At 68.2% G+C, this 20,678-nt stretch carries 20 protein-coding genes and 1 pseudogene; 11 read left to right on the forward strand and 10 right to left on the reverse strand.

The annotated features are described in order from the left end of the window. Positions 1-179: 179 nt before the first annotated feature. Positions 180-797, reverse strand: a complete 618-nt coding sequence (gene pgsA / locus CVUC_RS06395; protein ID WP_096034075.1) for a CDP-diacylglycerol--glycerol-3-phosphate 3-phosphatidyltransferase — start codon at positions 795-797, stop codon at positions 180-182. 161 nt (positions 798-958) lie between these two features. Here pgsA and CVUC_RS06400 point away from each other — a divergent pair, with 161 nt between their 5' ends. The 6 genes from CVUC_RS06400 (at position 959) to CVUC_RS06425 (ending at position 7,289) form a co-directional block, all read left to right on the forward strand. After that, complete coding sequence (locus tag CVUC_RS06400) at positions 959-2,629, forward strand: sensor histidine kinase (RefSeq protein WP_096034076.1); 1,671 nt, start codon at positions 959-961, stop codon at positions 2,627-2,629. Further along, positions 2,629-3,531 (forward strand): kinase, encoded by a 903-nt coding sequence (locus CVUC_RS06405; protein ID WP_096034077.1) that lies wholly within the window; start codon positions 2,629-2,631, stop codon positions 3,529-3,531. The genes CVUC_RS06400 and CVUC_RS06405 overlap by 1 nt, the downstream gene beginning before the upstream one ends. Positions 3,532-3,541: 10 nt before the next feature. Continuing rightward, positions 3,542-3,988 carry a hypothetical protein gene (locus CVUC_RS06410; protein ID WP_096034078.1) on the forward strand — a complete coding sequence of 149 codons (447 nt, stop codon included), beginning with the start codon at positions 3,542-3,544 and terminating at the stop codon, positions 3,986-3,988. 167 nt (positions 3,989-4,155) lie between these two features. After that, the gene (nadA, locus tag CVUC_RS06415; RefSeq protein WP_164468196.1) at positions 4,156-5,259 is read left to right on the forward strand and encodes a quinolinate synthase NadA; all 1,104 of its coding nucleotides are present in this window, start codon (positions 4,156-4,158) and stop codon (positions 5,257-5,259) included. A gap of 1 nt (position 5,260) precedes the next feature. Continuing rightward, the gene (locus tag CVUC_RS06420) at positions 5,261-5,770 is read left to right on the forward strand and encodes an O-acetyl-ADP-ribose deacetylase (protein ID WP_096034080.1); all 510 of its coding nucleotides are present in this window, start codon (positions 5,261-5,263) and stop codon (positions 5,768-5,770) included. Further along, entirely contained in the window at positions 5,763-7,289 is a 1,527-nt protein-coding gene (locus CVUC_RS06425) for an L-aspartate oxidase (protein ID WP_096034081.1), read from the forward strand. Before CVUC_RS06420 ends, CVUC_RS06425 begins: the two co-directional genes overlap by 8 nt. Before the next feature lie 20 nt (positions 7,290-7,309). On the opposite strand, the gene CVUC_RS06430 is transcribed toward CVUC_RS06425, so the two are convergent. Continuing rightward, positions 7,310-7,906: a hypothetical protein gene (locus CVUC_RS06430; RefSeq protein WP_096034082.1), complete on the reverse strand. Its 597-nt coding sequence runs from the start codon at positions 7,904-7,906 to the stop codon at positions 7,310-7,312. Positions 7,907-7,971: 65 nt separating this feature from the next. On the opposite strand from CVUC_RS06430, the gene CVUC_RS06435 reads away from it, so the two are divergent. Both CVUC_RS06435 and nadC read left to right on the forward strand, forming a co-directional pair. Further along, on the forward strand, positions 7,972-8,607 hold the full coding sequence (locus tag CVUC_RS06435; protein ID WP_096034083.1) for a TetR/AcrR family transcriptional regulator: 636 nt from the start codon (positions 7,972-7,974) through the stop codon (positions 8,605-8,607). Continuing rightward, on the forward strand, positions 8,589-9,446 hold the full coding sequence (gene nadC, locus CVUC_RS06440; protein WP_096034084.1) for a carboxylating nicotinate-nucleotide diphosphorylase: 858 nt from the start codon (positions 8,589-8,591) through the stop codon (positions 9,444-9,446). Before CVUC_RS06435 ends, nadC begins: the two co-directional genes overlap by 19 nt. Before the next feature lie 160 nt (positions 9,447-9,606). On the opposite strand, the gene CVUC_RS06445 is transcribed toward nadC, so the two are convergent. Further along, the gene (locus tag CVUC_RS06445; RefSeq protein ID WP_096034085.1) at positions 9,607-10,023 is read right to left on the reverse strand and encodes an MAPEG family protein; all 417 of its coding nucleotides are present in this window, start codon (positions 10,021-10,023) and stop codon (positions 9,607-9,609) included. Positions 10,024-10,113: 90 nt separating this feature from the next. Then, positions 10,114-10,623, reverse strand: coding sequence for a lipocalin family protein (locus CVUC_RS06450; RefSeq protein ID WP_096034086.1), 510 nt, complete (start codon positions 10,621-10,623; stop codon positions 10,114-10,116). Between the two features lie 173 nt (positions 10,624-10,796). Between CVUC_RS06450 and ahpC the strand changes: the two genes are divergently transcribed. Both ahpC and ahpF read left to right on the forward strand, forming a co-directional pair. Further along, entirely contained in the window at positions 10,797-11,360 is a 564-nt protein-coding gene (gene ahpC, locus CVUC_RS06455) for an alkyl hydroperoxide reductase subunit C (RefSeq protein WP_010920756.1), read from the forward strand. A 135-nt stretch (positions 11,361-11,495) separates the two neighbouring features. Further along, positions 11,496-13,079, forward strand: coding sequence for an alkyl hydroperoxide reductase subunit F (gene ahpF, locus CVUC_RS06460; protein WP_096034087.1), 1,584 nt, complete (start codon positions 11,496-11,498; stop codon positions 13,077-13,079). Between the two features lie 17 nt (positions 13,080-13,096). On the opposite strand, the gene CVUC_RS06465 is transcribed toward ahpF, so the two are convergent. From CVUC_RS06465 to CVUC_RS06490, 6 genes and pseudogenes are all read right to left on the reverse strand, one after another. Then, positions 13,097-13,990, reverse strand: a complete 894-nt coding sequence (locus CVUC_RS06465) for a hypothetical protein (protein ID WP_096034088.1) — start codon at positions 13,988-13,990, stop codon at positions 13,097-13,099. Next, a pseudogene (locus tag CVUC_RS06470) lies at positions 13,959-14,217 on the reverse strand (hypothetical protein). The gene CVUC_RS06465 and the pseudogene CVUC_RS06470 overlap by 32 nt, the downstream one beginning before the upstream one ends. 11 nt (positions 14,218-14,228) lie before the next feature. Beyond that, a complete protein-coding gene (locus CVUC_RS06475; RefSeq protein ID WP_024265877.1) occupies positions 14,229-14,726 on the reverse strand; it encodes a helix-turn-helix transcriptional regulator in 498 nt (165 codons plus the stop codon). A 9-nt stretch (positions 14,727-14,735) separates the two neighbouring features. Next, positions 14,736-15,395, reverse strand: a complete 660-nt coding sequence (locus CVUC_RS06480) for a cytochrome b/b6 domain-containing protein (RefSeq protein WP_096034089.1) — start codon at positions 15,393-15,395, stop codon at positions 14,736-14,738. A gap of 360 nt (positions 15,396-15,755) precedes the next feature. Continuing rightward, complete coding sequence (locus CVUC_RS06485; RefSeq protein WP_096034090.1) at positions 15,756-16,337, reverse strand: hypothetical protein; 582 nt, start codon at positions 16,335-16,337, stop codon at positions 15,756-15,758. 279 nt (positions 16,338-16,616) lie between these two features. Next, positions 16,617-19,469, reverse strand: coding sequence for a TonB-dependent receptor (locus CVUC_RS06490; RefSeq protein WP_096034091.1), 2,853 nt, complete (start codon positions 19,467-19,469; stop codon positions 16,617-16,619). A 76-nt stretch (positions 19,470-19,545) separates the two neighbouring features. On the opposite strand from CVUC_RS06490, the gene CVUC_RS06495 reads away from it, so the two are divergent. Continuing rightward, entirely contained in the window at positions 19,546-20,673 is a 1,128-nt protein-coding gene (locus CVUC_RS06495) for a phosphatidylinositol-specific phospholipase C1-like protein (protein ID WP_096034092.1), read from the forward strand. The last annotated feature ends 5 nt before the right edge of the window (positions 20,674-20,678 follow it).

Consider the following 20,678-nt stretch of genomic DNA (forward strand, 5'->3'; position numbering starts at 1 on the left):
CGTGCCGGCACATAGATCAGCACAGCGTCAGAATCGTCTACGGGCTTCGCCTACCCACTCTCCCTCCCACGCCTGCGGCGCGGGCCCCTCCCTCTCTCCATGAGAGAGGGACTCCTTGTGGTCGCCCCCACCCGTAGCGGCCTGCGGCAAGGTCCGTTTCCGACCCCAGCCGCCCTGCCCTAGGTCAGCGCCTTGCGGGCCGCTTCCCAGTACTGCGCGCCGGTGACCAGGGTGACCACCGTGGCCAGCCACAGCAGGCCGTGGGCGATGAGCGTGAACCCGCCGACCAGAGCCGGCTCGGGCGGAAGGCCAAAGGCGCTCCACGAGGCCAGGATCATCTCGGCGCCGATCGCCACCAGCTGCAGGGTGGTCTTCCACTTGGCCAGCAGGGTCACCGGCAGCTTGACGCCCTTGCCCGCCCCGACCTCGCGCAGGGCGCTGACGGTGAACTCCCGGAACAGGATCAGGCCGGCCGGCAACACGACCATGGGGTTGGGGCCCAGGGCCATCAGGCCAAGGAGCGCGCCGCAGACCAGGATCTTGTCGCCGATCGGGTCGAGGATCGCCCCCCAGACGCTGACCGCGTCCAGCTTGCGCGCCAACCAGCCATCGACAAAGTCGGTCACCGCCGCCACCACGAAGGCGTAGAAGGCCCAGCGCTCCAGACGAAACTGGGTCTCGGCCGTCAGCTGCTCGCTGACATAGGGCACGGCCCCGGCCGCCGCCGCCAGGGCGATGAACATGAACAGCGCCATGACGAGGCGCGAGCTGGTCAGGATGTTGGGCAACGCTTTCATGCGCGCTTCATAACGCACAAACCGGCCGAAGGGATACCGGCCGCGGCCGGTTCGGGCGCGTTAACCGCGATGGGGGATTTTTCGGACGCGGGACGCGACTCGCTCCGATATACAAAACCGGAGAGCGACACGGCGCTCTTGTCGATGCGGGCGCGCCAGGCATGCCAGGGCTCGAAACGGCGGAACACGGCCTGCGCCGGCGCGTCAGCTCGGTGCGTGGCCGCCTGGTGCTTCTGACCGTCAGCCTGTTGGTTCCGGCCCTGCTGGCGATGGGCTTCCTGCTGGCCAGCGCCGATCGCGAGTCGCGCGGACGCCTCTATCAGCAGCTGCTGACCACCGCCCGCGCGCTGAACGGCGCCGTCGACCGCCAGGCCGCCACCGGGATCTCGGTGGCCGAGACCCTGGCCACCGACGAGGCCCTGCTGGCCGGCGACTGGGCCGGGTTCCACGCCCGGGCGCGACGGGCCATGGAGCGCCGCACAGGCTGGATCGTGGTGGCCGACGCCAACGGCCAGCAGGTGCTCAACACCCTCGTTCCCTATGGCCGCCCCCTGCCCCGCATCCAGCGCACGCCTGAAGAAACCAAGGCTTTTCTGGCGGGGCGCAGCAAGGTCTCGGACCTGCTGGCCGGCCCTGTCGCCGGCACGCCGGTGATCACGGTCGGCACGCCGATCACCGTCAAGGGCCGGTTCTATGTGCTGTCCTATGTGGTGGACGCCGCGTCGTTCACCTCGGTGTTCCGCCAGCAGCGGGTGCCGGACACCTGGGTGGCGACCCTGCTGGACAACCGGCAGCGGGTGATCGCCCGCTCGCGGCTCAATGAGCAGTTCACCGGCGCCCAGGCCTCGGCCGACATGACCGAGAATCTCCGCCACTCCACCGAGGGGGTGAACAGGAGCATCTCCCTGGAAGGCGTGCCGACCAGGGTCGCCTATACCCGCTCGCCGCAGACGGGCTGGACCCTGGTGGTGGCCATTCCGCGCAAGGAGCTGGCCAGCACCGTCAATCGCTCGGTCGCGGTCGGCACCGGGATCTTCCTGCTGCTCCTGGTGCTGGGCTTGTGGCTGGCGCTGGTCTATTCGCGGCGGATCAACCGCGACATGCGGCGGCTGGTGCGCGACGCCTCGGCGATCGGGCGCGGCGAGTCGCTGCAGCCGGCGCCGCGCGACAGCCTGGAGGAGATCGCCGCCGTTCACGCCGCCCTGCTGACCGCCTCGGAGGAGCTGAAGGCCCGCGCGGAACGCCAGGGCGTGATGATCAACGAGCTGAACCACCGGGTGAAGAACACGCTGGCCACGGTGCAGGCCCTGGCCCGCCAGACCTTCGCCAAGGTCGACGGCGCGCCGCTGGGCGTCTTTACCGATCGCCTGATCGCCCTGTCCGGCGCCCATGATCTCCTGACCCGCACCGGCTGGCGCGAGGCCGACATGGCCGCGCTGATAGAGGCCAGCCTCGGCGCGCATGGCGATCGCGTGGATCGCGAGGGTCCCACCGTGGCCCTGGCCCCGCATACGGCCGTCGGCCTGTCGATGGTGTTCCACGAACTGGCCACCAACAGCGCCAAGTACGGCGCGCTGTCGGCGCCGGGCGGACGCGTGGCCCTGACCTGGCGACGCGATCCGGTCAGCGACACCCTGTTCTTCACCTGGCGGGACGTCGGCGGCCCCCAGGTCATCCCGCCCGCCTCGCTGGGCTTTGGCACCCGCCTGATCGAAAGCTCCATCCGGCGCGAGCAGAAGGGTCAGGCCCGCTTCGACTTCCTGCCCGACGGCCTGGTGTTCGAGGCCTCGCTGCCGCTGCCCGAGGCGGTGCGCTGGAGCAATCCGCTCTGATGGCCCCGTCGCCGGCCGATACGGCCGCCGCCCTGGCGCGCTTCATCGATCAGGAACGCCTGCCGCCCGCCTTCACCGCCCTGGCCCAGCGCCTGCACCAGCCCCTGGCCGCGCGGATCGCCGAGTGGGCGCAGGGGCGCAACGAGCCGCTGGTCGTCGGGGTCTGCGGTCCGCAAGGCTCGGGCAAGTCGACCCTGGCCGCGCTGCTGGTCCGACTGCTGGCGGCCCGGGGCCTGCGGACGGCCACCCTCTCGCTCGACGATCTCTACCTGCCGCGCGCCGCACGCGAGCGCCTGGCCCGCGAAGTCCACCCGCTGCTGCGGACCCGAGGCGTCCCCGGCACGCATGACCCGACGCTGGGGCTGGCGGTGCTGGACGCCCTGGCGCGGCCGGGCCCGACGCCGCTGCCCCGCTTCGACAAGGCCGCCGACGACCGCGCGCCGCAGACCGAGTGGCCGCTCTTCGAGGGCCCGGCGGACGTGGTCCTGCTGGAAGGCTGGTGCGTGGGCGCCCGCCCGCAGTCGCCCGAGGCCCTCGCCGCGCCCGTCAACGCCCTGGAGGCCGCCGAGGACCCGGACGGCGCCTGGCGCGCCTACGCCAACGACGCCCTGGCGGGCCCCTACCGCGTCCTCTTCGACCGCATCGACCGTCTGGTGCTGCTGACCGCGCCGGACTTCGCCACCGTCCGCGCCTGGCGTGGCGAACAGGAGCTCAAGCTGCGGGCGCGCCTGGCCGCCGAGGGCCGCGACGCCGCGCGGACCATGGACGCCGCCGCCCTTGACCGTTTCCTGGCGCACTATCAGCGCCTGACCGAATGGATCGCCCAGGCTCTGTCCGCGATCGCCGACATCGCCGTCACCCTGGACGCCCGCCGCTGGCCCGCCAAGACGCGCGGCCTATAGTGGCCCGGCCATGACCGCCTATTCCAACGCCGACATCGCCGCGCTCGCCCAGCGCCTGCTGGATCACAGCCTGCCCAAGGCCGAGTGGACCCACGCCGCCCACCTGACCGCCACCCTGCGGCTGGTGCGCACCCGCAATGCGGACCTGGAGCGCGACCTGCCCAACATCATCCGCACCTACAATGTCGCGGTCGGCGGGGTGAACGACGACAAGAGCGGCTATCACGAGACCATCACCCAGGCCTATCTGGCCGCCATCCGCGCTTTCGACGCCGCCCTGCCGCCCGGTCTGGACGACGCCGAGGCCGCCCGCCGGCTGCTGGCCTCCGCGCTCGGCGACAAGGATTGGCCGCTGACCCATTGGTCCCGCGAGCGCCTGTTCACGCCGGAAGCGCGCCGGGGCTGGCGCGATCCGGACCTGCGCCCGCTGGACCATCCGCCCGCGACCACGGGCTGAGATACGACGGATTTGCAATCGCGGCCGCGGACGGCTATATGTGAGCCGTCAGTTATGCTCACTTTCAGCATAACCCCGACGCCGGAACCCGACTGGAACGATCGCGACGGTCCCGGCGTTTTTTTGAGGCCCTGGAAATGCTCACTTTGAGCATAACGGAGGATCAGATGGCCGACGGGTTTGCTACCGCCCCCCAGGACTTCAAGGGGGTCTTCACGCCCGAGATCGAGGCGCAGACCGCGCCCGTCTGGGAGAAGGTCAAGCACCACGTCACCCCGATGGAGTGGCGCACGCAGGCGCCGCTGATCGTCGAGATCAACCGCCTCAAGCGCGAGAAGAACGCCGCGATCCTGGCCCACAACTACATGACGCCGGACATCTTCCACGGCGTGGGCGACTTCGTGGGCGACAGCCTGGCCCTGGCCAAGGAAGCCGCCAAGAGCGACGCCCAGATCATCGTCCAGGCCGGCGTGCACTTCATGGCCGAGACCAGCAAGGTCCTCAGCCCTGAAAAGAAGATCCTGATCCCCGACCTGAAGGCCGGCTGCAGCCTCGCCTCCTCGATCACCGGCGCCGACGTGCGGCTGATCAAGCAGCGCTATCCGGGCGTGCCGGTGGTCACCTATGTCAACACCACCGCCGACGTGAAGGCCGAGACCGACATCTGCTGCACCAGCGCCAACGCCGTGCAGGTGGTCGAGTGGGCGGCCAAGGAATGGGGGACCGACAAGGTCATCCTGATCCCCGACGAATTCCTGGCCCGCAACGTCGCGCGCCAGACGGACGTCAAGATCATCGCCTGGGCGGGTCACTGCGAAGTCCACAAGCGCTTCACCGCCCAGGACATCGCCGACATGCGCGCGGCCTGGCCGGGCGCGGAAGTCCTGGCCCACCCCGAATGCCCGGCCGAGATCCTGGAGGCCGCCGATTTCGCGGGCTCGACGGCGGCGATGAACGACTATGTGGCGGCCAAGAAGCCGGCCCAGGTGGTGCTGATCACCGAGTGCTCGATGGCCAGCAACGTCCAGGCCGAAAGCCCGGCGACCCAGTTCATCGGCCCCTGCAATATGTGCCCGCACATGAAGCGGATCACGCTGCAGAACATCTACGACGCCCTCGTGCACGAGCAGTACGAGGTGACGGTCGACGCCGAGGTCCTCGACCGCGCGCGCCTGGCCGTCCAGCGCATGATCGACCTGCCGCCGCCGGCCGTTCCGGCGCGGTACGACCTGGTGAAGGCGCGGCATCATGTGGATGTGGAGCTGATCTGACGTGGCGAAAGTGAGCGTCATCCAGGCAGACATCACGACCCTGGACGTCGACGCCATCGTCAACGCCGCCAACACTAGCCTGCTCGGCGGCGGGGGCGTGGACGGCGCGATCCATCGCAAGGCCGGCCCTGAACTCGCCACGGCCTGCCGCATGCTGCACGGCTGCAAGACCGGTGACGCCAAGCTGACCAAAGGCTTCAAGTTACCAGCTCGCTGGGTGATCCACACTGTCGGACCGGTCTGGAACGGCGGCGACCACGGCGAGCGCGACCTGTTGGCCAGTTGTTATCGGCGCTCATTGGAGATCACAGCCGACAAGGGCTTCGAGACGGTGGCCTTCCCGGCGATCTCGACAGGCATCTACCGCTTTCCCGCCGATGAGGCGGCCGCGATCGCCGTGCGGGAAGTCACGATGTTCAAGGGTTCGCGCCCGACCGAAGTCATCTTCTGCTGCTTCGACGCAGCCTCTGCCGACCGCCATCGCGCGGCCTTGGAGAGTACTGATGCGTAACACGCTTGCCTTCGACGGCCCCGTCATCCTCGGCGCAGGCCTGGCCGGTCTCACCGCCGCGCTTTCCGCGACGACGGGGGCCGCCAAGACGGCGCTGGTCCTGTCGCCGACGCCGCTGGCGAGCGGCTGCTCCAGCGCCTGGGCGCAGGGCGGCATGGCGGCGGCGCTGTCGGGCGACGACACGCCCGAACTGCACGCCGCCGACACCATCGCCGCCGGCGCGGGCCTGTGCGATCCTGAAGCTGTCGACCTCCTGACCCGTGAAGGCCCGCAGGCCGTGCGTGACCTCGCCGCGCTGGGCGCGCCGTTTGATCGCAAGGCGGACGATGGCTTCGTGCTCAGCCTGGAAGCCGCCCACTCAGCCGCCCGCGTCGCCCGGGTCGGCGGCGACGGGGCCGGCGCGGCGATCATGGCCGCTGTCATCGCGGCGGTCCGCGCGACGCCGACCATCGAGGTCCGCGAAAACGCCCGCGCCCGCCGCCTGCTGCAGGACGCCACCGGCCGTGTGGTCGGCGTGCTGGCCGATGTCGACGGCGCCCTGGTCGAGATCCGCAGCCCCAGCGTGATCCTGGCCACCGGCGGCGTCGGCGGGCTCTACGCGGTGACCACCACGCCCGCGCAAGTGCGCGGCGAGGGCCTGGGCCTCGCGGCGCTGGCCGGCGCGATGATCGCCGATCCCGAGTTCGTGCAGTTCCACCCCACCGCCATCGACATCGGTCGCGACCCCGCCCCGCTGGCCACCGAGGCTCTGCGCGGCGAAGGTGCGATCCTGCGAAACGCCGATGGCAGGGCCTTCATGGTCGACTACCACCCGTCCAAGGAGCTGGCCCCGCGCGACGTCGTCGCCCGCGCCCTTCACGCTGAACGCACGGCCGGTCGCGGCGCGTTCCTCGATGCGACGCAGGCCGTCGGCGCCCACTTCCCGCACGAGTTCCCGGCCGTGTTCGAGGCCTGCATGAGCGCCGGGATCGACCCGCGTCGGCAGATGATCCCGGTCACGCCCGCCGTGCACTACCACATGGGCGGGGTCGCCACCGACCTGGACGGCCGCGCCAGCCTGCCGGGCCTCTACGCGGCGGGCGAATGCGCCTCGACCGGGGTGCAGGGCGCCAACCGCCTGGCCTCCAACAGCCTCTTGGAAGCCGCCGTGTTCGGCGCCCGCGCCGGCCGCGCGGCGGCGGCGGAAGGCGCGACGGGCGGCCCGCCGGTCAGCCTCGAGCCCCTACCCGACCTGCCCGACGCGGCCCTCCAGACCCTGCGCCAGGCGATGAGCCGCGACGCGGGGGTCCTGCGCGAGGCGGCGGGCCTGGCCCGACTGCTGACCCAAGTGGAAGCGCTGGAAGCCGCCTATGGCTCCTGCCCCACCGTGGTCGCCGCGCGCCTGATCGTCGACGGCGCCCTGGCCCGTCGCGAAAGCCGAGGCGGCCATTTCCGCTCGGACTTCCCGGCGACCGGCGAGGCCGTCCGCACCTTCGTCACGCTGGAGTCCGCCGGGGCGTTGCGCCGGCGGGCGGCTTGATCCCGCGCCGCGTCGCGCGTTCAGGCGGCCTGGACCGCGCGGGCGCGCCGACGCCGCCAGGCGCCGAGCTTGAGGCCGATCGCCAGCACGATCAGCGCCAGGGCGGGAATGGCCAGCATCGGCTGGGTCATCAGGCGACCGCCATAGCTCTTGATGAAGACCGCCAGGATCGCCACGCCGCCGAACGTATGCAGCGCCTTCCAGCGTTCACGGCCCAGCCAACGCACGGCCGCATCGTTCGAGGTCAGCGCCATGGCGGCGATCAGCAGATAGACGAAGCCGCCGCCATAGAGACTGACCATCGGCGCCGGATGCCCGAAGACGTTGAGAGCGATCAGGATAAACCCCAGATGCACGCCATGGGCGGCGGCGAAGGACAGCCCCACCGCGCGACGCCGACGCAGCAGCGCCGTGCGCCAGCCGCCGGGAAACAGGCTCGCCAAGGCCGACGCCGTCCAGGCCAGAAGGAAGATCGGAAAAGCGAAGCGGGCCGTCAGACGCGTAGCCATCAACGCCCCGTCCAGGGTCCAGCCGCCGCCCGCCGCGAAGCCCAGAGCGCCGATCGACAGGGCCGCCAGAAAGGTCGCCACCACGATGGCGGGCGTCGAGATCTTCATGTCGCCGTCTCCCCGAATTCCGCGCGTTTCGACGCTTGTCATACTGAGAGTATGAGGATCATACCATGAGTATGACGTCAAGCCTTCCGCCGCTCACCAACCGCCAGCGTCTGGTCGCGCACGCGCGCGCCTTGTTCGCCGAGCGCGGCTTCGAGGGCGTCTCGGTCGACGAAATCGCCGCCGCCGCGGGCCTGACCAAGGGGGCGGTCTACTACCAGTTCAAGGACAAGACCGACCTGTTCCGCGCCGCCTGCGAGGCGGTGCTGGCCGATGTCCGCGACCGGGTCGAGACCGCCAGCATGGGCCACTCCGCCCATCACCTGGACGAGATCGTCATCGGCGGGGATCGCCTCTATGACGCCTACGACGCCCCCGACGCGCGGCGCTTGCTGCTGGTCGACGGCCTGACGGTGCTGGGGGTCGACGGCTGGATCGCCCTGCAGGAACCGGTCGGCGTCGGGCTGATCGCCCACGCGCTGAGCCATCTGGCAGACGAGCGGCTGATCGAGCCCGACGTCGTGCCGGCCCTGGCGCATCTGCTGTTCGGCGCCTTCGTCCAGGGCGCGCTGCGCATCGCCGCCTCGTCCGACCCGCAGGCCGCCGGCGTCGAGGTCCGCCGCGCCACCCGCACCCTCACCCAGGCTTTGCTGTCGGGCGCCGGCGCGCCCCTGAAGGAAACCCAATGGCTGCCGTTGCCTTGAGCCCGCTCCCCGACCTGCTCGTCCGTCCGATCGTCGATCTGGCCCTCGCCGAAGACCTGGGCCGGGCCGGCGACATCACCGGCCAGGCCTGTATCGATCCGGACGCGCGGCTGTCAGTGGCCTTCGCCAGCCGTCAGGACGGCCGGGTCTCGGGCCTGTCCTGCGCACGCCTGGCCCTGGCGGCGATGGACCCGACCGCCAGCTTCGAGGTCGTCACGCCCGACGGCGCCGACGTGACGCCGGGCGCGGTGCTGGCGCGCGCCGAGGGCAATGCGCGTGCGGTGCTGATCGCCGAGCGCACGGGCCTCAACCTCCTGGGCCGGATGTCGGGCATCGCCACCCTGACCCGGGCCTATGTCCGCCTGGTCGAGGGCACGAGCGCCACCATCGTCGACACCCGCAAGACCACGCCCGGCCTGCGGGCCCTGGAGAAGTACGCGGTGCGCTGCGGCGGCGGGGTCAACCACCGCTTCGGCCTGGATGACGCGATCCTGATCAAGGACAACCATGTCGCCGCCTGCGGCGGGGTCGGCGAAGCCGTCCGCCGCGCCCGCGCCCATGCCGGCCACCTCGTCAAGGTCGAGGTCGAGGTCGACGGCCTGGACCAGCTGGAGGAAGCCCTCAAGCACGGCCCGGACGTGGTGATGCTGGACAATTTCAGCCTGGCCGACCTGCGCGCCGCCGTCGCCCTGGCCAAGGGTCGGGCCGTACTGGAGGCCTCGGGCGGGGTGAACCTGACCACCGTGCGGGCCATCGCCGAGACGGGCGTGGACGTGATCAGCGTCGGGGCCCTGACGCACTCGGCGCCGGTGCTGGATATCGGGCTGGACGCCAACTAAGCGCAGGGCGAGCTCCCTCTCTCTTAGAGAGAGGGTTGGGGTGAGTGGTTAGGACGCTCGACGGAGTGCCGGCACGCCGTCAACCGGCGTACCCACTCACCCTCCCACCGCTTCGCGGCGGGCCCCTCCCTCTCTCAAAGAGAGAGGGGTTTTCTCCTATTTAAAACAACCGCATCAGCTCGCGGATCACCATCGCCGCCAGCACGCCGGTGGACAGCACGAACAGCAGGAAGCGCAGGGCCACCAGGTTCACCGAGACCTGCACCAGGCTGTGCAGCACGCGCAGGCCGACATAGACCCAGGCGAAATGCACGGCCATGCCGTCGGCGTGGCCCGCGACCTGGATCGTCAGGGCGGCCGCGTAGAAGATGGTCGGCTGTTCCATCAGGTGGTTGTAGTTGTCGGCCGCCTGGCGGGCGCCGTCGGGCAGCTTGTCCAGCGAGCCCGGAAACCGGGCGTCCTGCGGCTTGATGCCGGCCTTCTGCATCGCCGGAATCCGCTGGACGTACATCCAGAGCCAGATCACCAGCGACCACGCCACCAGCGCCATCACCGGCGCCACCATTGAAGTTTGCAAGACGCCCTCCCAGGCTTTGTTCGTTCCTGGGAGGGATCAGACCAGACAACGGCGTTCGCTAAAAGCCTGCCGCTAAGGGAACGCCGCTCCCTACCGACCGACCGGCGGCGGCGCGGGGTATTCGATCTCGCCGGCGTAGCCCAGGGCGCGGGCCCGCTCGGTCATGGTCTTCAGCAACTCGGGCGAGGCCGGCGCGCGCGTATAGAGGAACACCTTTCGGCGGTCCGGACTGGCCGAGATGAACCAGGCGCCGGCCGGATCCTGGTCCAGCACCTCATAGCGCCAGGTGACGAACGGCAGGTACGAGACCTTGAGGCGACGGTTGACGCCCGGGTCCTCGATGACGCCGTCGCCCTTGATGGCGCGGCGCTTGCCGTCGACGCCGCCCTGGCGGCAGTCGTCCTCGACCGCGATGCGGCGCTCATCGACGCGGTTGTAGACCGTGGTGGCGGCCACGCAGCCCTTGGTGATGCGCATCGGCGTGCGGCCCACCTCCATCCAGACGCCCGAATAGTGGCGGGCCGGATCGATCAGCGGCGTTTGAGGTTGCACTGCAGCAGCCTGGGCCAGGGCGAAAAGAGCAATAGCGGTGTTCAGCATGGGGTCACCTCCTGAAAGCCGGTACGCGCGAGGCCTTACGCTGGACGGATCTTGACCTCGATCAAGCCGTCGTTTTTCATAGATAAAACCTATTCTATATAGAAGTTTTATCAATTGGATCGATTGTGCGGCGCACTATAGACACCCGCCATTCTTTCCAACCGGAGCGCCTCATGTCGCTGATCAACACCGAGATCAAACCCTTCACCGCCCAGGCCTACAAGGACGGCAAGTTCGTCACGGTCAGCGAAGCGGACGTGAAGGGCAAGTGGTCGGTCTTCTTCTTCTACCCCGCTGACTTCACCTTCGTCTGCCCGACCGAACTGGAAGATCTCGCTGACAACTACGACGTGTTCACGCGCCTGGGCGTCGAGATCTACGCGGTGTCGACCGACACGCACTTCTCGCACAAGGCCTGGCACGACAGCTCGCCGGCGATCGGCAAGATCAAGTACACCATGGTCGGCGACCCGTCGGGCCAAGTGACCAACAACTTCGAGATCATGCGTCCGGGCGTCGGCCTGGCCGACCGCGGCACCTTCCTGGTCGACCCGCAAGGCGTGATCCAGTTCATGGAAGTCACCGCCGAAGGCATCGGCCGCAACGCCATCGAGCTGCTGCGCAAGATCAAGGCCGCCCAGTACGTCGCCGCTCACCCGGGCGAAGTCTGCCCGGCCAAGTGGGAAGAGGGTGAAAAGACCCTGGCCCCGTCGCTGGACCTCGTCGGCAAGATCTAAGACTTCAAGACCCGAACCGTCGGCCGGTCATCCGGATCGGCCGGCGGTTCCCCTCTCGATCGTTCGCAGCGTTCGATCCCTCCCCCGACAATCGAACGCCCCCTTCCACTCCCCTCGCCTTTTTGGGAGCCCGCCATGCTGGACGCCGGTCTGAAAGCCCAACTGACCACCTATCTGCAGAACCTGCGCCAGCCGATCACGCTGGTCGCCTCGCTGGACGACTCCAAGGGCTCGGTCGACATGCGGGCCCTGCTGGACGACGTCGCCTCGACCTCCGACAAGGTCAGCGTCCGCTTCGACGGCGACGACGCCCGCAAGCCCTCGTTCGCGATCGAACGCGCGGCCAATGACGCCGAGGTCCGCTTCGCCGGCCTGCCGCTGGGCCATGAGTTCACCTCGCTGGTGCTGGCTCTGCTGCACGTGGGCGGCCACCCGCCCCGCATCGACGCCGAGGTGATCGAGCGCATCAAGGCGCTGGACGGCGACTATCACTTCGAAACCTATTTCTCGCAGTCGTGCCAGAACTGCCCCGACGTGGTGCAGGCGCTGAACACGATGAGCGCCCTGAACCCGCGCATCCGCCACGTCGCCATCGACGGCGCCCTGTTCAAGGCCGAGGTCGAGGCGCGCCAAGTGATGGCCGTGCCGACCATCCTGCTGAACGGCCAGGCCTTCGGCCAGGGCCGCATGGAAATCGAGCAGATCCTGGCCAAGCTGGATGTCGGCGCGGCCGACCGCATGGCCGAAAAGATCAAGGCCAAGGACGCCTTCGAGGTTCTGGTCGTCGGCGGCGGTCCGGCCGGCGCGGCCTCGGCGATCTACGCCGCCCGCAAGGGCATCCGCACCGGTGTGGCGGCCGAACGCTTCGGCGGCCAGGTGCTGGACACCATGGACATCGAGAACTTCATCTCGGTGCCGCACACCGAAGGCCCCAAGCTCGCCAGCGCGCTGGAGCAGCACGTCAAGGACTATGAGGTCGACGTGATGAACCTTCAGAAGGCCGTGGGCCTGGTCCCGGCCAAGGTTCCCGGCGGCCTGCACGAGATCAAGCTGGAGAACGGCGCCAGCCTGAAGTCGCGCACGCTGATCCTGTCGACCGGCGCGCGCTGGCGGAACGTCAACGTGCCCGGCGAGGCCGAGTACAAGAACAAGGGCGTGGCCTACTGCCCGCACTGCGACGGTCCGCTGTTCAAGGGCAAGCGCGTGGCGGTGATCGGCGGCGGCAACAGCGGCGTCGAGGCGGCCATCGATCTGGCCGGCATCGTCGCCCACGTCACCCTGATCGAGTTCGACAGCCAGCTGCGCGCCGACGCCGTGCTCCAGCGCAAGCTGGCCAGCCTGCCGAACGTGACGATCATCAAATCGGCCATGACCACCGAGATCCACGGCGACGGGTCCAAGGTGAACGGCCTGACCTACAAGGACCGCACCAGCGACACGGCCCACCGCGTCGACCTGGAAGGCGTGTTCGTGCAGATCGGCCTGGTGCCCAACACCGAGTGGCTGAAGGACTCGGGCGTGGCCTTGTCGCCGCGCGGCGAGATCGAGGTCGACTATCGCGGCGAAACCTCGATCCCCGGCGTCTTCGCCGCCGGCGACGCGACGGTGACGCCCTACAAGCAGATCATCATCGCCATGGGCGAAGGGGCCAAGGCCTCGCTCAGCGCCTTCGACTACCTGATCCGCCTGCCGGCGTCGGAGGCGGCGGAAGCGGCGTAGGGGCGCACAACGCGTTGTCAGCCGACCTCATCGCCCAGCCAGGGCGGAAAGAGGTCGGCTAGCGCCTCAACAATATCTGCTCCGAAAGTCTCGCCCTTAACCTCACCGAGCAGCCTACCCGTTCGCACGTCGTAGATCTGATACTCCGAGCTCCCTGCCTCACGAAGAGCAACGTGCTGACGCGGCACGGACCACTGCTGCCGCCGAAACGCATAGTAGCTCAGGCTATCGTCTGACAGTTCGAGGCGCTCGGTCAGTGTCGCCAATAGCCCCCAAGTAAACAGGGAGCCCAAGACCCCCAGAAAAGCCCAGCCCATCCAACTGCGTTGGTCCCAGATAAGCCAGCTTCCGAGCGCCCCCACTAGCGCCACCCCAGCTCCGTCAATCCAGAGCTTGCTCCGTCGGGGATGATAGACGCCGATCTTCAACCCGCTTCGCTCTGCAAGCGGCAAGTTGGACCGCTGTTCGAGCCATTCCACCCAACGCGCCCATGCCCGGCGCTTAGGAGAATCGCTCATAGTGGCCAAAATCGCCCGCGCGTCTTGGAGGATGTCCTCGATTTGTTGTGGTGTGAAACGAGCGAAACGCCGCTCGAAAAGACGCCCGTAACGGCCTGGCCGAAGAGACCCGCTCGCACGGTTAGTCAGCGCAAAGAAGACTTGCAGGGCCGGGATAACGATGGCGATCAGCGCAACTACAGCAGCGAGCTGCTGAACGAGTCCGCTCCAGCCCATCTGCACGAAGGGCGGCTGATCCATGAGGATAAAAATCCCCACCGCGCCAATGAAAAGCGCCCCCAACCAAAGTCCTAGTCGCCCATAGACGCCCACAACTTCCCAAAACGACAGCAGACTTGGCGGTGTCGGGATCGGCTTGCCGTCACTGCCTATCGGTTTCATGCATGCCCCCAACTCGACCGTGAGATGTGAAGCACGGCGACGCCAACCGGATCAACACCCTAGGGCCGGCGGACCGGGCGATCGTGGGCGCCCTAACGCCCCCCTTTGGCTGGAAATCCTCGTCCTTCGACAAGCTCAGGATGAGGATTTCCAGTGCTGCGAGGCCAACAGTCGTCCTCACCCTGAGCCTGTCGAAGGGCGAGGACGGGGCCCACAGCGCGGCCGACACCCCGCCCCAAACCCGTCGTTCCTAACCCTCGCCCGCCTCGACCAGCTCCTCGAGGAACAGCGCCATCAGCGCCGACTGGGAGTTGACGCCGGCCTTGGCGTAGACGCGGGCCAGCTGGGCGCGGACCGTGCCGGCGGCCGCGCCGCGCAGGGCGGCGATCTCGGCGACGTCGCAGCCTTTCAGCGCAAACAGCGCCACATCGGCCTCGGCCGCCGTCAGCTTCCAGTCGGAAAAGCGCAGACGGGCCAGATCGGCCAGGGCGCCCTTGGCGGCCGCCACCGCCGCCTCGTCCTGGCGGGCGCGCAGCACCAGCCAGCGCACCTGGGCCGCGCCGAACACCACCCCGACCAGCAGGGCGATCGCCGCGCCGGCCTCGGCCGCGATATGCACGCCTGATCCGTCGGCGCGCAGGTCGCCGGTGACGTCGACCAGGAAGAACAGCGTCGCGGCCAGCTGCAGGATCACGATGACCGCGATCAGCGTGATCCTGTGTTCCAGAGCGCGTCGGCGTCCGATCATGCGCAAGCTTTAGCGCCGCCCGGGAAGCATCGCCAAGACAATCCGCCGGCCGCTCCGCCGGGTCTCGAAGACCACCCCGGCGATGTGCAGCAAGATCAGGACATAGAGCAGGTTGACGGCCGTCTCGTGGACTTCGGCCAGCGGCCCTTCCTCGCCATGACCCTCGGCGCCTTCTTGCTCTTCGGCTTCCTCGCCGATCTCGTCGGGCTCGCGCGCCTCGCTATGGACGGCGGCGGCCTCGGCGGCGGGCGGCGCGGCGACGGGGCCCTTGGCCTCCGCCGGCGCATTGGCCATCAGCACGCCCGTCACGACGATGACCGCCAGGGTGCTCCAGATCGCATAGACCATCAGCGCGCCCAGCGGATTGTGCGAGGCGTGCTGGCTGCGCCGCCCCTGGGCGATCTCGCGGAGATGGGCCAGGGCGCGGGCGGGGCTGGGCGGGAAGGCGGTGAACCGCGCCTCGGCCGGGCCGATCACGCCCCAGATCAGCCGCAGCGCCAGGGTCGCGGCCAGGGCGTAGCCGACCCAGACGTGGGGGCTCGAGCCCTCCTCGGTGATCAGTCCGTTGGCGAGGATCGCGCCGACGATGGTCCAGTGGGTCAGCTTGACGACCGGGTCCCAGCGGCGGGGCGGGGGCGCGGTTTCCAGAGGGACGGCAGGGGCGGTCATGGGGCTTCTCCCGGCTTCAGAGGAGACAAGCCCTGCGCGGTCCGGCGGCCGGCGACCATTGGCGCACGGCTTATGCGCCCGGGCGTAAGCTGGTGCTTACGGCGCTGACGCCGTGGCGCAGGACGCACCGCCCAAAAGCCCGACCTCCCCGGCATTGGCTTCGCCGCACGCGCGTGTCGCCGGGAAGGTCGGGTTTCTGGAGGCGGAGTGGAGACCGCTTTCGACCCATAGATAAAGTTAGGATGGTCCGCTTGTGCGGCGGCCATGTTGATGAGATGCCTCCAAAAGCTGCAGCTTGGTGGCCACTTGGAAAATTTTCATTGCCCTGTGCTGCAGCGCCAGTGCGGGTGATGGGAAGCCTCACTCCGCCGCGATGCGCTTTGCAAGTTTGCGAAGTTCGGCAGCCTCTCGGCGTAGTTCGACCGCCGACTCTTTAGCCTCATCAGGTTGGAGCGACTCCATCGAACCGTCGGGCGTCAAATAGAAGATTTTTCCGTCGTGCGCGAAGGCACCAATGTCCGCAGTTAAAGCGCCATTGTGCATTGCCCAATTCGGCTCGATACGCGATAGCGACCGGCGAATTTCGATAATGGACCTCTGTATGTCCGCGATGTGATCTTCCAGGCGGTTCATCCTGGCGCGGCTCTCCGGCACTGTGCTTCGAAAATTGAGATGTTCGGGATGGACTGCCAGCCATTCGAGTGTCTGGGCCAGCGCCTCTTCATTGCCAGCGAGTTCGTTTAGCCTAGTCGCCAGCACCGCGACGCTATCGCTCTTGTCGGTTGCTCGCCCGGTCACCCAGAGTACCGCCTTGCCAATCTGGTCGAGCAGATCGTTGAAATTGACCGATGCGTCGATGTTGATCGGTGAGCCGACCTTTGCCTGCGCATGGACCGGCCCGGCCAGTCCCATCGCGAGCGCGCATACCAGAAGTAGCCGCATATTTCCCTCCATCCTTTGGGGAATAATGATGCCGCTACATGTTTGAGTCGAGTCCATCGCGACGTGTTCTAAGGTGGGCTCGGCTTTGGATTATAGACTCACCTTGGTGCGCCGTTTAGACCGCCCATCAGCAGGATGAATGTCTGCCACCCCAACCCGCCTCCGACCAAGTCCGCTCCATGACAAGGCGCGCCGGGTCTGCGGCCTGTCCCCCCAACAGAAAACGCCGCCCGGGATCGCTCCTGGGCGGCGTCTTCGTCTCTAGGCTCAACCCAGTCCTTAGAACTGGATGTTCGCCCCCACAAACACCGTGCGGCCGCTGGTGGTGAAGTTCCACAGGCGCTTGGCGCCGGTCTCGCCGAAGCCGTTGTTGAAGCTGTTGACCTGCTCTTCGCGCTCATCGGTCAGGTTGATGGCGTCCAGCGACAGGCGGACGCGCGGGGTCAGCTGGTAGAAGGCCGACGCATCGACATAGGTCGTGGCGTTGAACGCGCCGCTGTCGATCAGATAGTCCGAACGATAGTTGGCCGAGACGCGGCCGCCGTACTTGGCGGTCTCGTAGTACAGCGTGGCGTTGGCGTTGACGTCCGAGAGGCCGAAGATGTCGGTCTCCTGCGGCTTGCCATTGACCGTATTGATCGTCTTGCTGTCGATCAGGGTCAGGTTGGCCACCGCGCCCATGTTCTTCAGCGCGCCCGGCAGGAAGAAGAAGTCGCTCTGGGCCGACAGTTCCAGGCCCGTCAGCTTGGCGTTCCGCAGGTTCACCTGGCGGGTGTAGGAGGCGACATTGGTCGTGGCCGTGACGCCCGGATAGAGGCCTTCGGCCAGGCCGGTGCTGGCGTAGCTGACATTGGTCGTCGTCTGGCTGGCGATCAGGCCGTCGATGTTCTTGTGGAACAGGCCCGCCGTCAGCATGCCGACGCCGCCGAAGTACCACTCGGCCACCAGGTCGAACTCGTCCGAGGTGTAGGGCTCAAGGTTCGGATTGCCGGTCGAGACGGTGACCGTCGTGCCGTCGACGCTGACCGAACCGTTCATGGCGTAGGCGCCCAGGGCCGGACGGTTGATGTTCTGGGCCGCAGCCACGCGGATCTGGAAGCGGTCGGAGACCTCGACCACCGCGTTCAGCGACGGCAGCACGCCCGAATAGGTCTTCTTGGCCACCGTCGGGGTGTTGACGCCACGAACCGCCAGAACGCCCGAAGAGGTCAGCTCGGTGTCATAGGCGCGCAGGCCGGTGTTGCCGCGCACCGGCAGGCCCATCAGCTGCGTCTTCCAGTCCAGCTGCAGATAGCCGGCCGTGGTGTCTTCCTCGACCGCATAGATCGAGCGCGGCGCGCCGAGCGTGCGGGTGACGCCGTACTTGGCCAGGGCCTTGTCCCAGTCGACGATGATCCACGACTGGTCGTCGTGCTGGGTGAAGACCTTGGTCACGCCGTCCAGACGGTTGTCCAGCGTGCCCCGTTCCCAGGCCGTGCGGTTCACGTCGTCATTGGTCTGCGAATAGCCTTCGTTCTTGAAGCCGCGATACGACAGGCCGCCCTTCAGGGTCAGGCCGTCGTTGAAGTCATAGGCGGCGTTGAACTCGGCGTTCTTCAGCTCGGTGGTCTGATAGGTGGCCGAGAAGTCGATCTCGTGGGCGCGGTAGTTGTTCGCGTCGGTGGTGTTCCACTTGTAGGTGTTCTTGCCGCTGTCGCCGCGATAGTCGGTGATCAGACCGCCGAACGCCTCGGTGTAGAACTTGTCCGAGATCGGGATGTCGTAGTCCGAGGTCTCCTGGCCGATGTGGCCGTCGACGCGCAGCTTGTCCGAGACCTGCCACTCGCCGGTCAGGACCAGCTGGTCGAAGGTGTTCTTGGCTTCCTGACGACGGGTCTCGGTGGCGAAGACGGTGTTGTCGACGTCGGCGTAGATGATCGAGTTGTGCTTGTCGTACTGGATCGCCCTCAGCACCGGCGGGGCGCTGACCAGATTGCCCGAGTGCGGCGTCGGCCCGCCCAGGATCGTCGAACCGAGCGTGGCGCGGGTGGCCAGGTGGATCTCGGTGCGGTCGTTGGTGAACTTGCCGTGCAGGGCGTCGAGCGTCAGGGTGACGGTCTCGACCGGACGCCACTGGGCGGCGGCGGTGACGCCCAGACGCTCCTGGTCCGAACCCCACACCGACAGGCGGTTACCGCGCTGGAAGATCAGCTCGCCGTTCATCGCCTTGGCCGCGTCGACCGGGTTCAGGTTCACGACGTTGGCGGCCAGGGCGCGCTGGGTGCCGGCGCCGTAGGTGTTGTAGCCCTGCTCTTCGGTCTTGCGCTTGGAATAGGCGACCGAGGCCAGGAGGCCGAACTTGTCGTCCCAGTTCTTGGCGATCATCGCCGCGCCACGCGGCTGGGTGTCCTTGGTGGCGCTGTTGGTGCCGGCCTGCAGCGACAGGGCGCCCTTGGTCCCGGCGTAGTCGAACGGCTTGGCGGTGTAGAGGCCGACGGTGCCGGCCATGCCGCCTTCGTCCTGCTCGGCCGAGAACGACTTGCGCACGTCGACCTTCGAGAACAGTTCCGAGGCGAAGATGTTGAAGTCGAAGGCGCGGTCGCGCGAGGTCTGGCCGCGGCTGTCCATCGGCGAGTCGACATTGCCCAGCACTTCCATGCCGTTCAGCTGGACGCGGGTGAAGTCGGGGCCAAGGCCGCGCAGCGAGACGCGGCGGCCTTCGCCGCCTTCGCGGTTGATGGCCACGCCCGGCAGGCGCTGCAGCGACTCGGCCAGGTTCAGATCGGGGAACTTGGCCATGTCCTCGGCGACGATCACGTCGGTGACGATGGCGCTGGTCTTCTTGGCCTCGCGGGCCACGCCCAGCGACTTGCGGAAACCGGTGACCACGACGGCGTCGACTTCGGCGTTGTCGGCGGCGGCGGCCTGCGCCTGGTCTGCGGCATGGGCCTGGGCGACCGGCGCCAGAGCGGCCATGACGAGTTGGGCCGCGCCGACGAGGAGCGCGATCTTGCTGCGAGACATTGGAATACCCCCATGTACTGACATGTACTGATGTCGGCGGAGGATCCGGGGAGGAGCGCCGACGTTCGGCGCGGCAATAGGGAGCGTCGATGACCTCGACGTCTCAACTCGATCAAGGATTGATGACAACGCTAACAGTCCTCCACAACGCGACGTGAAACCGTCATGGGCCTTGGCTAGGGGCTAGGCGTTCTCTCGGAGACTCTTGATGTTGACTCTGCTCGCCGCCCTCGCCGTCGCCGCTGCGCCCTGCCCGGTCTCGGACGAAAGCCCCGCCTGCGTGCGCCAGCGGATCGACGCCCTGCCGATGACCGACCTGCTGACCGTCGGCACCCACAACTCCTACAAGCTGGCCATCCCGCCCGAGGAGATGGCGGCCATGGTCGCCGCGCGCGGGCCGGTCGCGCTGGGGATCGACTACAGCCACCGCCCCCTGACCGAGCAGCTGGACGCCGGCGCGCGGCAACTGGAGATCGACGTCGTCGCCGATCCGCAGGGCGGCCTCTACGCCAAGCCGCTGACGGCGCTGGGCAAGGGCGTGAACTTGACGCCGGACGCCGCCGCCGCCCTGGCCAAGCCGGGCTTCAAGACCCTGCACATCCCCGATGTCGACTTCCGCTCGTCGTGCGTGACCTTCGTGGCGTGCCTGAAGGAAGTGCGCGCCTGGTCCGACACGCACCGCGACCATGCGCCGATCCTGATCATGCTGAACGCCAAGGAAGGCGCGGCCAGCCTGCCGGGCGGCGTGACGCCCCTGGCCTTCACCGAGGCCCTGTTCGACGCCCTGGACGCCGAGATCCGCGCGGTGTTCGGCGAGGACCGCCTGATCACGCCCGACCAGGTGCAGGGCAAGGCCAAGACCCTGCGCGACGGCGTGCTGGCCGGTGGGTGGCCCAAGCTCGGCGCGGCGCGCGGCAAGGTGTTCTTCGCCCTCGATGAAAGCCCCGCCAAGGTGGCGCTCTATCGCGGCCAGCGCGCCTCGCTGGAGGGCCGCGCCATGTTCGTCAACACCGACGAGGCTTCGCCCGCCGCCGCCTATCTGACCCTGAACGATCCCGTGGCCCAGAAGGACCGCATCGCTGCGGCGGTGAAGGCCGGCTTCATCGTCCGCACCCGCGCCGACGCCGAAACCCTGCAGGCCCGGCGCAACGACCCCACCCAACGCGACGCCGCCCTGGCCAGCGGCGCGCAATACGTCTCGACCGACTACATCTGGGCCGACCCGCGCTTTGCGGGCGGCTACACGGTGCGCCTGCCGGGGAACAAGGTCGCGGTCTGCAATCCGGTGCGCCAGCCGACCGGTTGCGGCGGGCGGGATCTGGAGGGGCGTTAGGGGTC

It is taken from the genome of Caulobacter vibrioides, from assembly GCF_002858865.1.
Taxonomy (GTDB): domain Bacteria; phylum Pseudomonadota; class Alphaproteobacteria; order Caulobacterales; family Caulobacteraceae; genus Caulobacter; species Caulobacter vibrioides.

Coding starts and splice junctions, on each gene's coding strand:
- pgsA (WP_096034075.1), bottom strand. CDS start 797: ATGAAAGCGTTGCCCAACATCCTGACCAGCTCGCGCCTCGTCATGGCG.
- CVUC_RS06400 (WP_096034076.1), top strand. CDS start 959: ATGCCAGGGCTCGAAACGGCGGAACACGGCCTGCGCCGGCGCGTCAGC.
- CVUC_RS06405 (WP_096034077.1), top strand. CDS start 2,629: ATGGCCCCGTCGCCGGCCGATACGGCCGCCGCCCTGGCGCGCTTCATC.
- CVUC_RS06410 (WP_096034078.1), top strand. CDS start 3,542: ATGACCGCCTATTCCAACGCCGACATCGCCGCGCTCGCCCAGCGCCTG.
- nadA (WP_164468196.1), top strand. CDS start 4,156: ATGGCCGACGGGTTTGCTACCGCCCCCCAGGACTTCAAGGGGGTCTTC.
- CVUC_RS06425 (WP_096034081.1), top strand. CDS start 5,763: ATGCGTAACACGCTTGCCTTCGACGGCCCCGTCATCCTCGGCGCAGGC.
- CVUC_RS06430 (WP_096034082.1), bottom strand. CDS start 7,906: ATGAAGATCTCGACGCCCGCCATCGTGGTGGCGACCTTTCTGGCGGCC.
- CVUC_RS06435 (WP_096034083.1), top strand. CDS start 7,972: ATGAGTATGACGTCAAGCCTTCCGCCGCTCACCAACCGCCAGCGTCTG.
- nadC (WP_096034084.1), top strand. CDS start 8,589: ATGGCTGCCGTTGCCTTGAGCCCGCTCCCCGACCTGCTCGTCCGTCCG.
- CVUC_RS06450 (WP_096034086.1), bottom strand. CDS start 10,623: ATGCTGAACACCGCTATTGCTCTTTTCGCCCTGGCCCAGGCTGCTGCA.
- ahpC (WP_010920756.1), top strand. CDS start 10,797: ATGTCGCTGATCAACACCGAGATCAAACCCTTCACCGCCCAGGCCTAC.
- ahpF (WP_096034087.1), top strand. CDS start 11,496: ATGCTGGACGCCGGTCTGAAAGCCCAACTGACCACCTATCTGCAGAAC.
- CVUC_RS06475 (WP_024265877.1), bottom strand. CDS start 14,726: ATGATCGGACGCCGACGCGCTCTGGAACACAGGATCACGCTGATCGCG.
- CVUC_RS06480 (WP_096034089.1), bottom strand. CDS start 15,395: ATGACCGCCCCTGCCGTCCCTCTGGAAACCGCGCCCCCGCCCCGCCGC.
- CVUC_RS06485 (WP_096034090.1), bottom strand. CDS start 16,337: ATGCGGCTACTTCTGGTATGCGCGCTCGCGATGGGACTGGCCGGGCCG.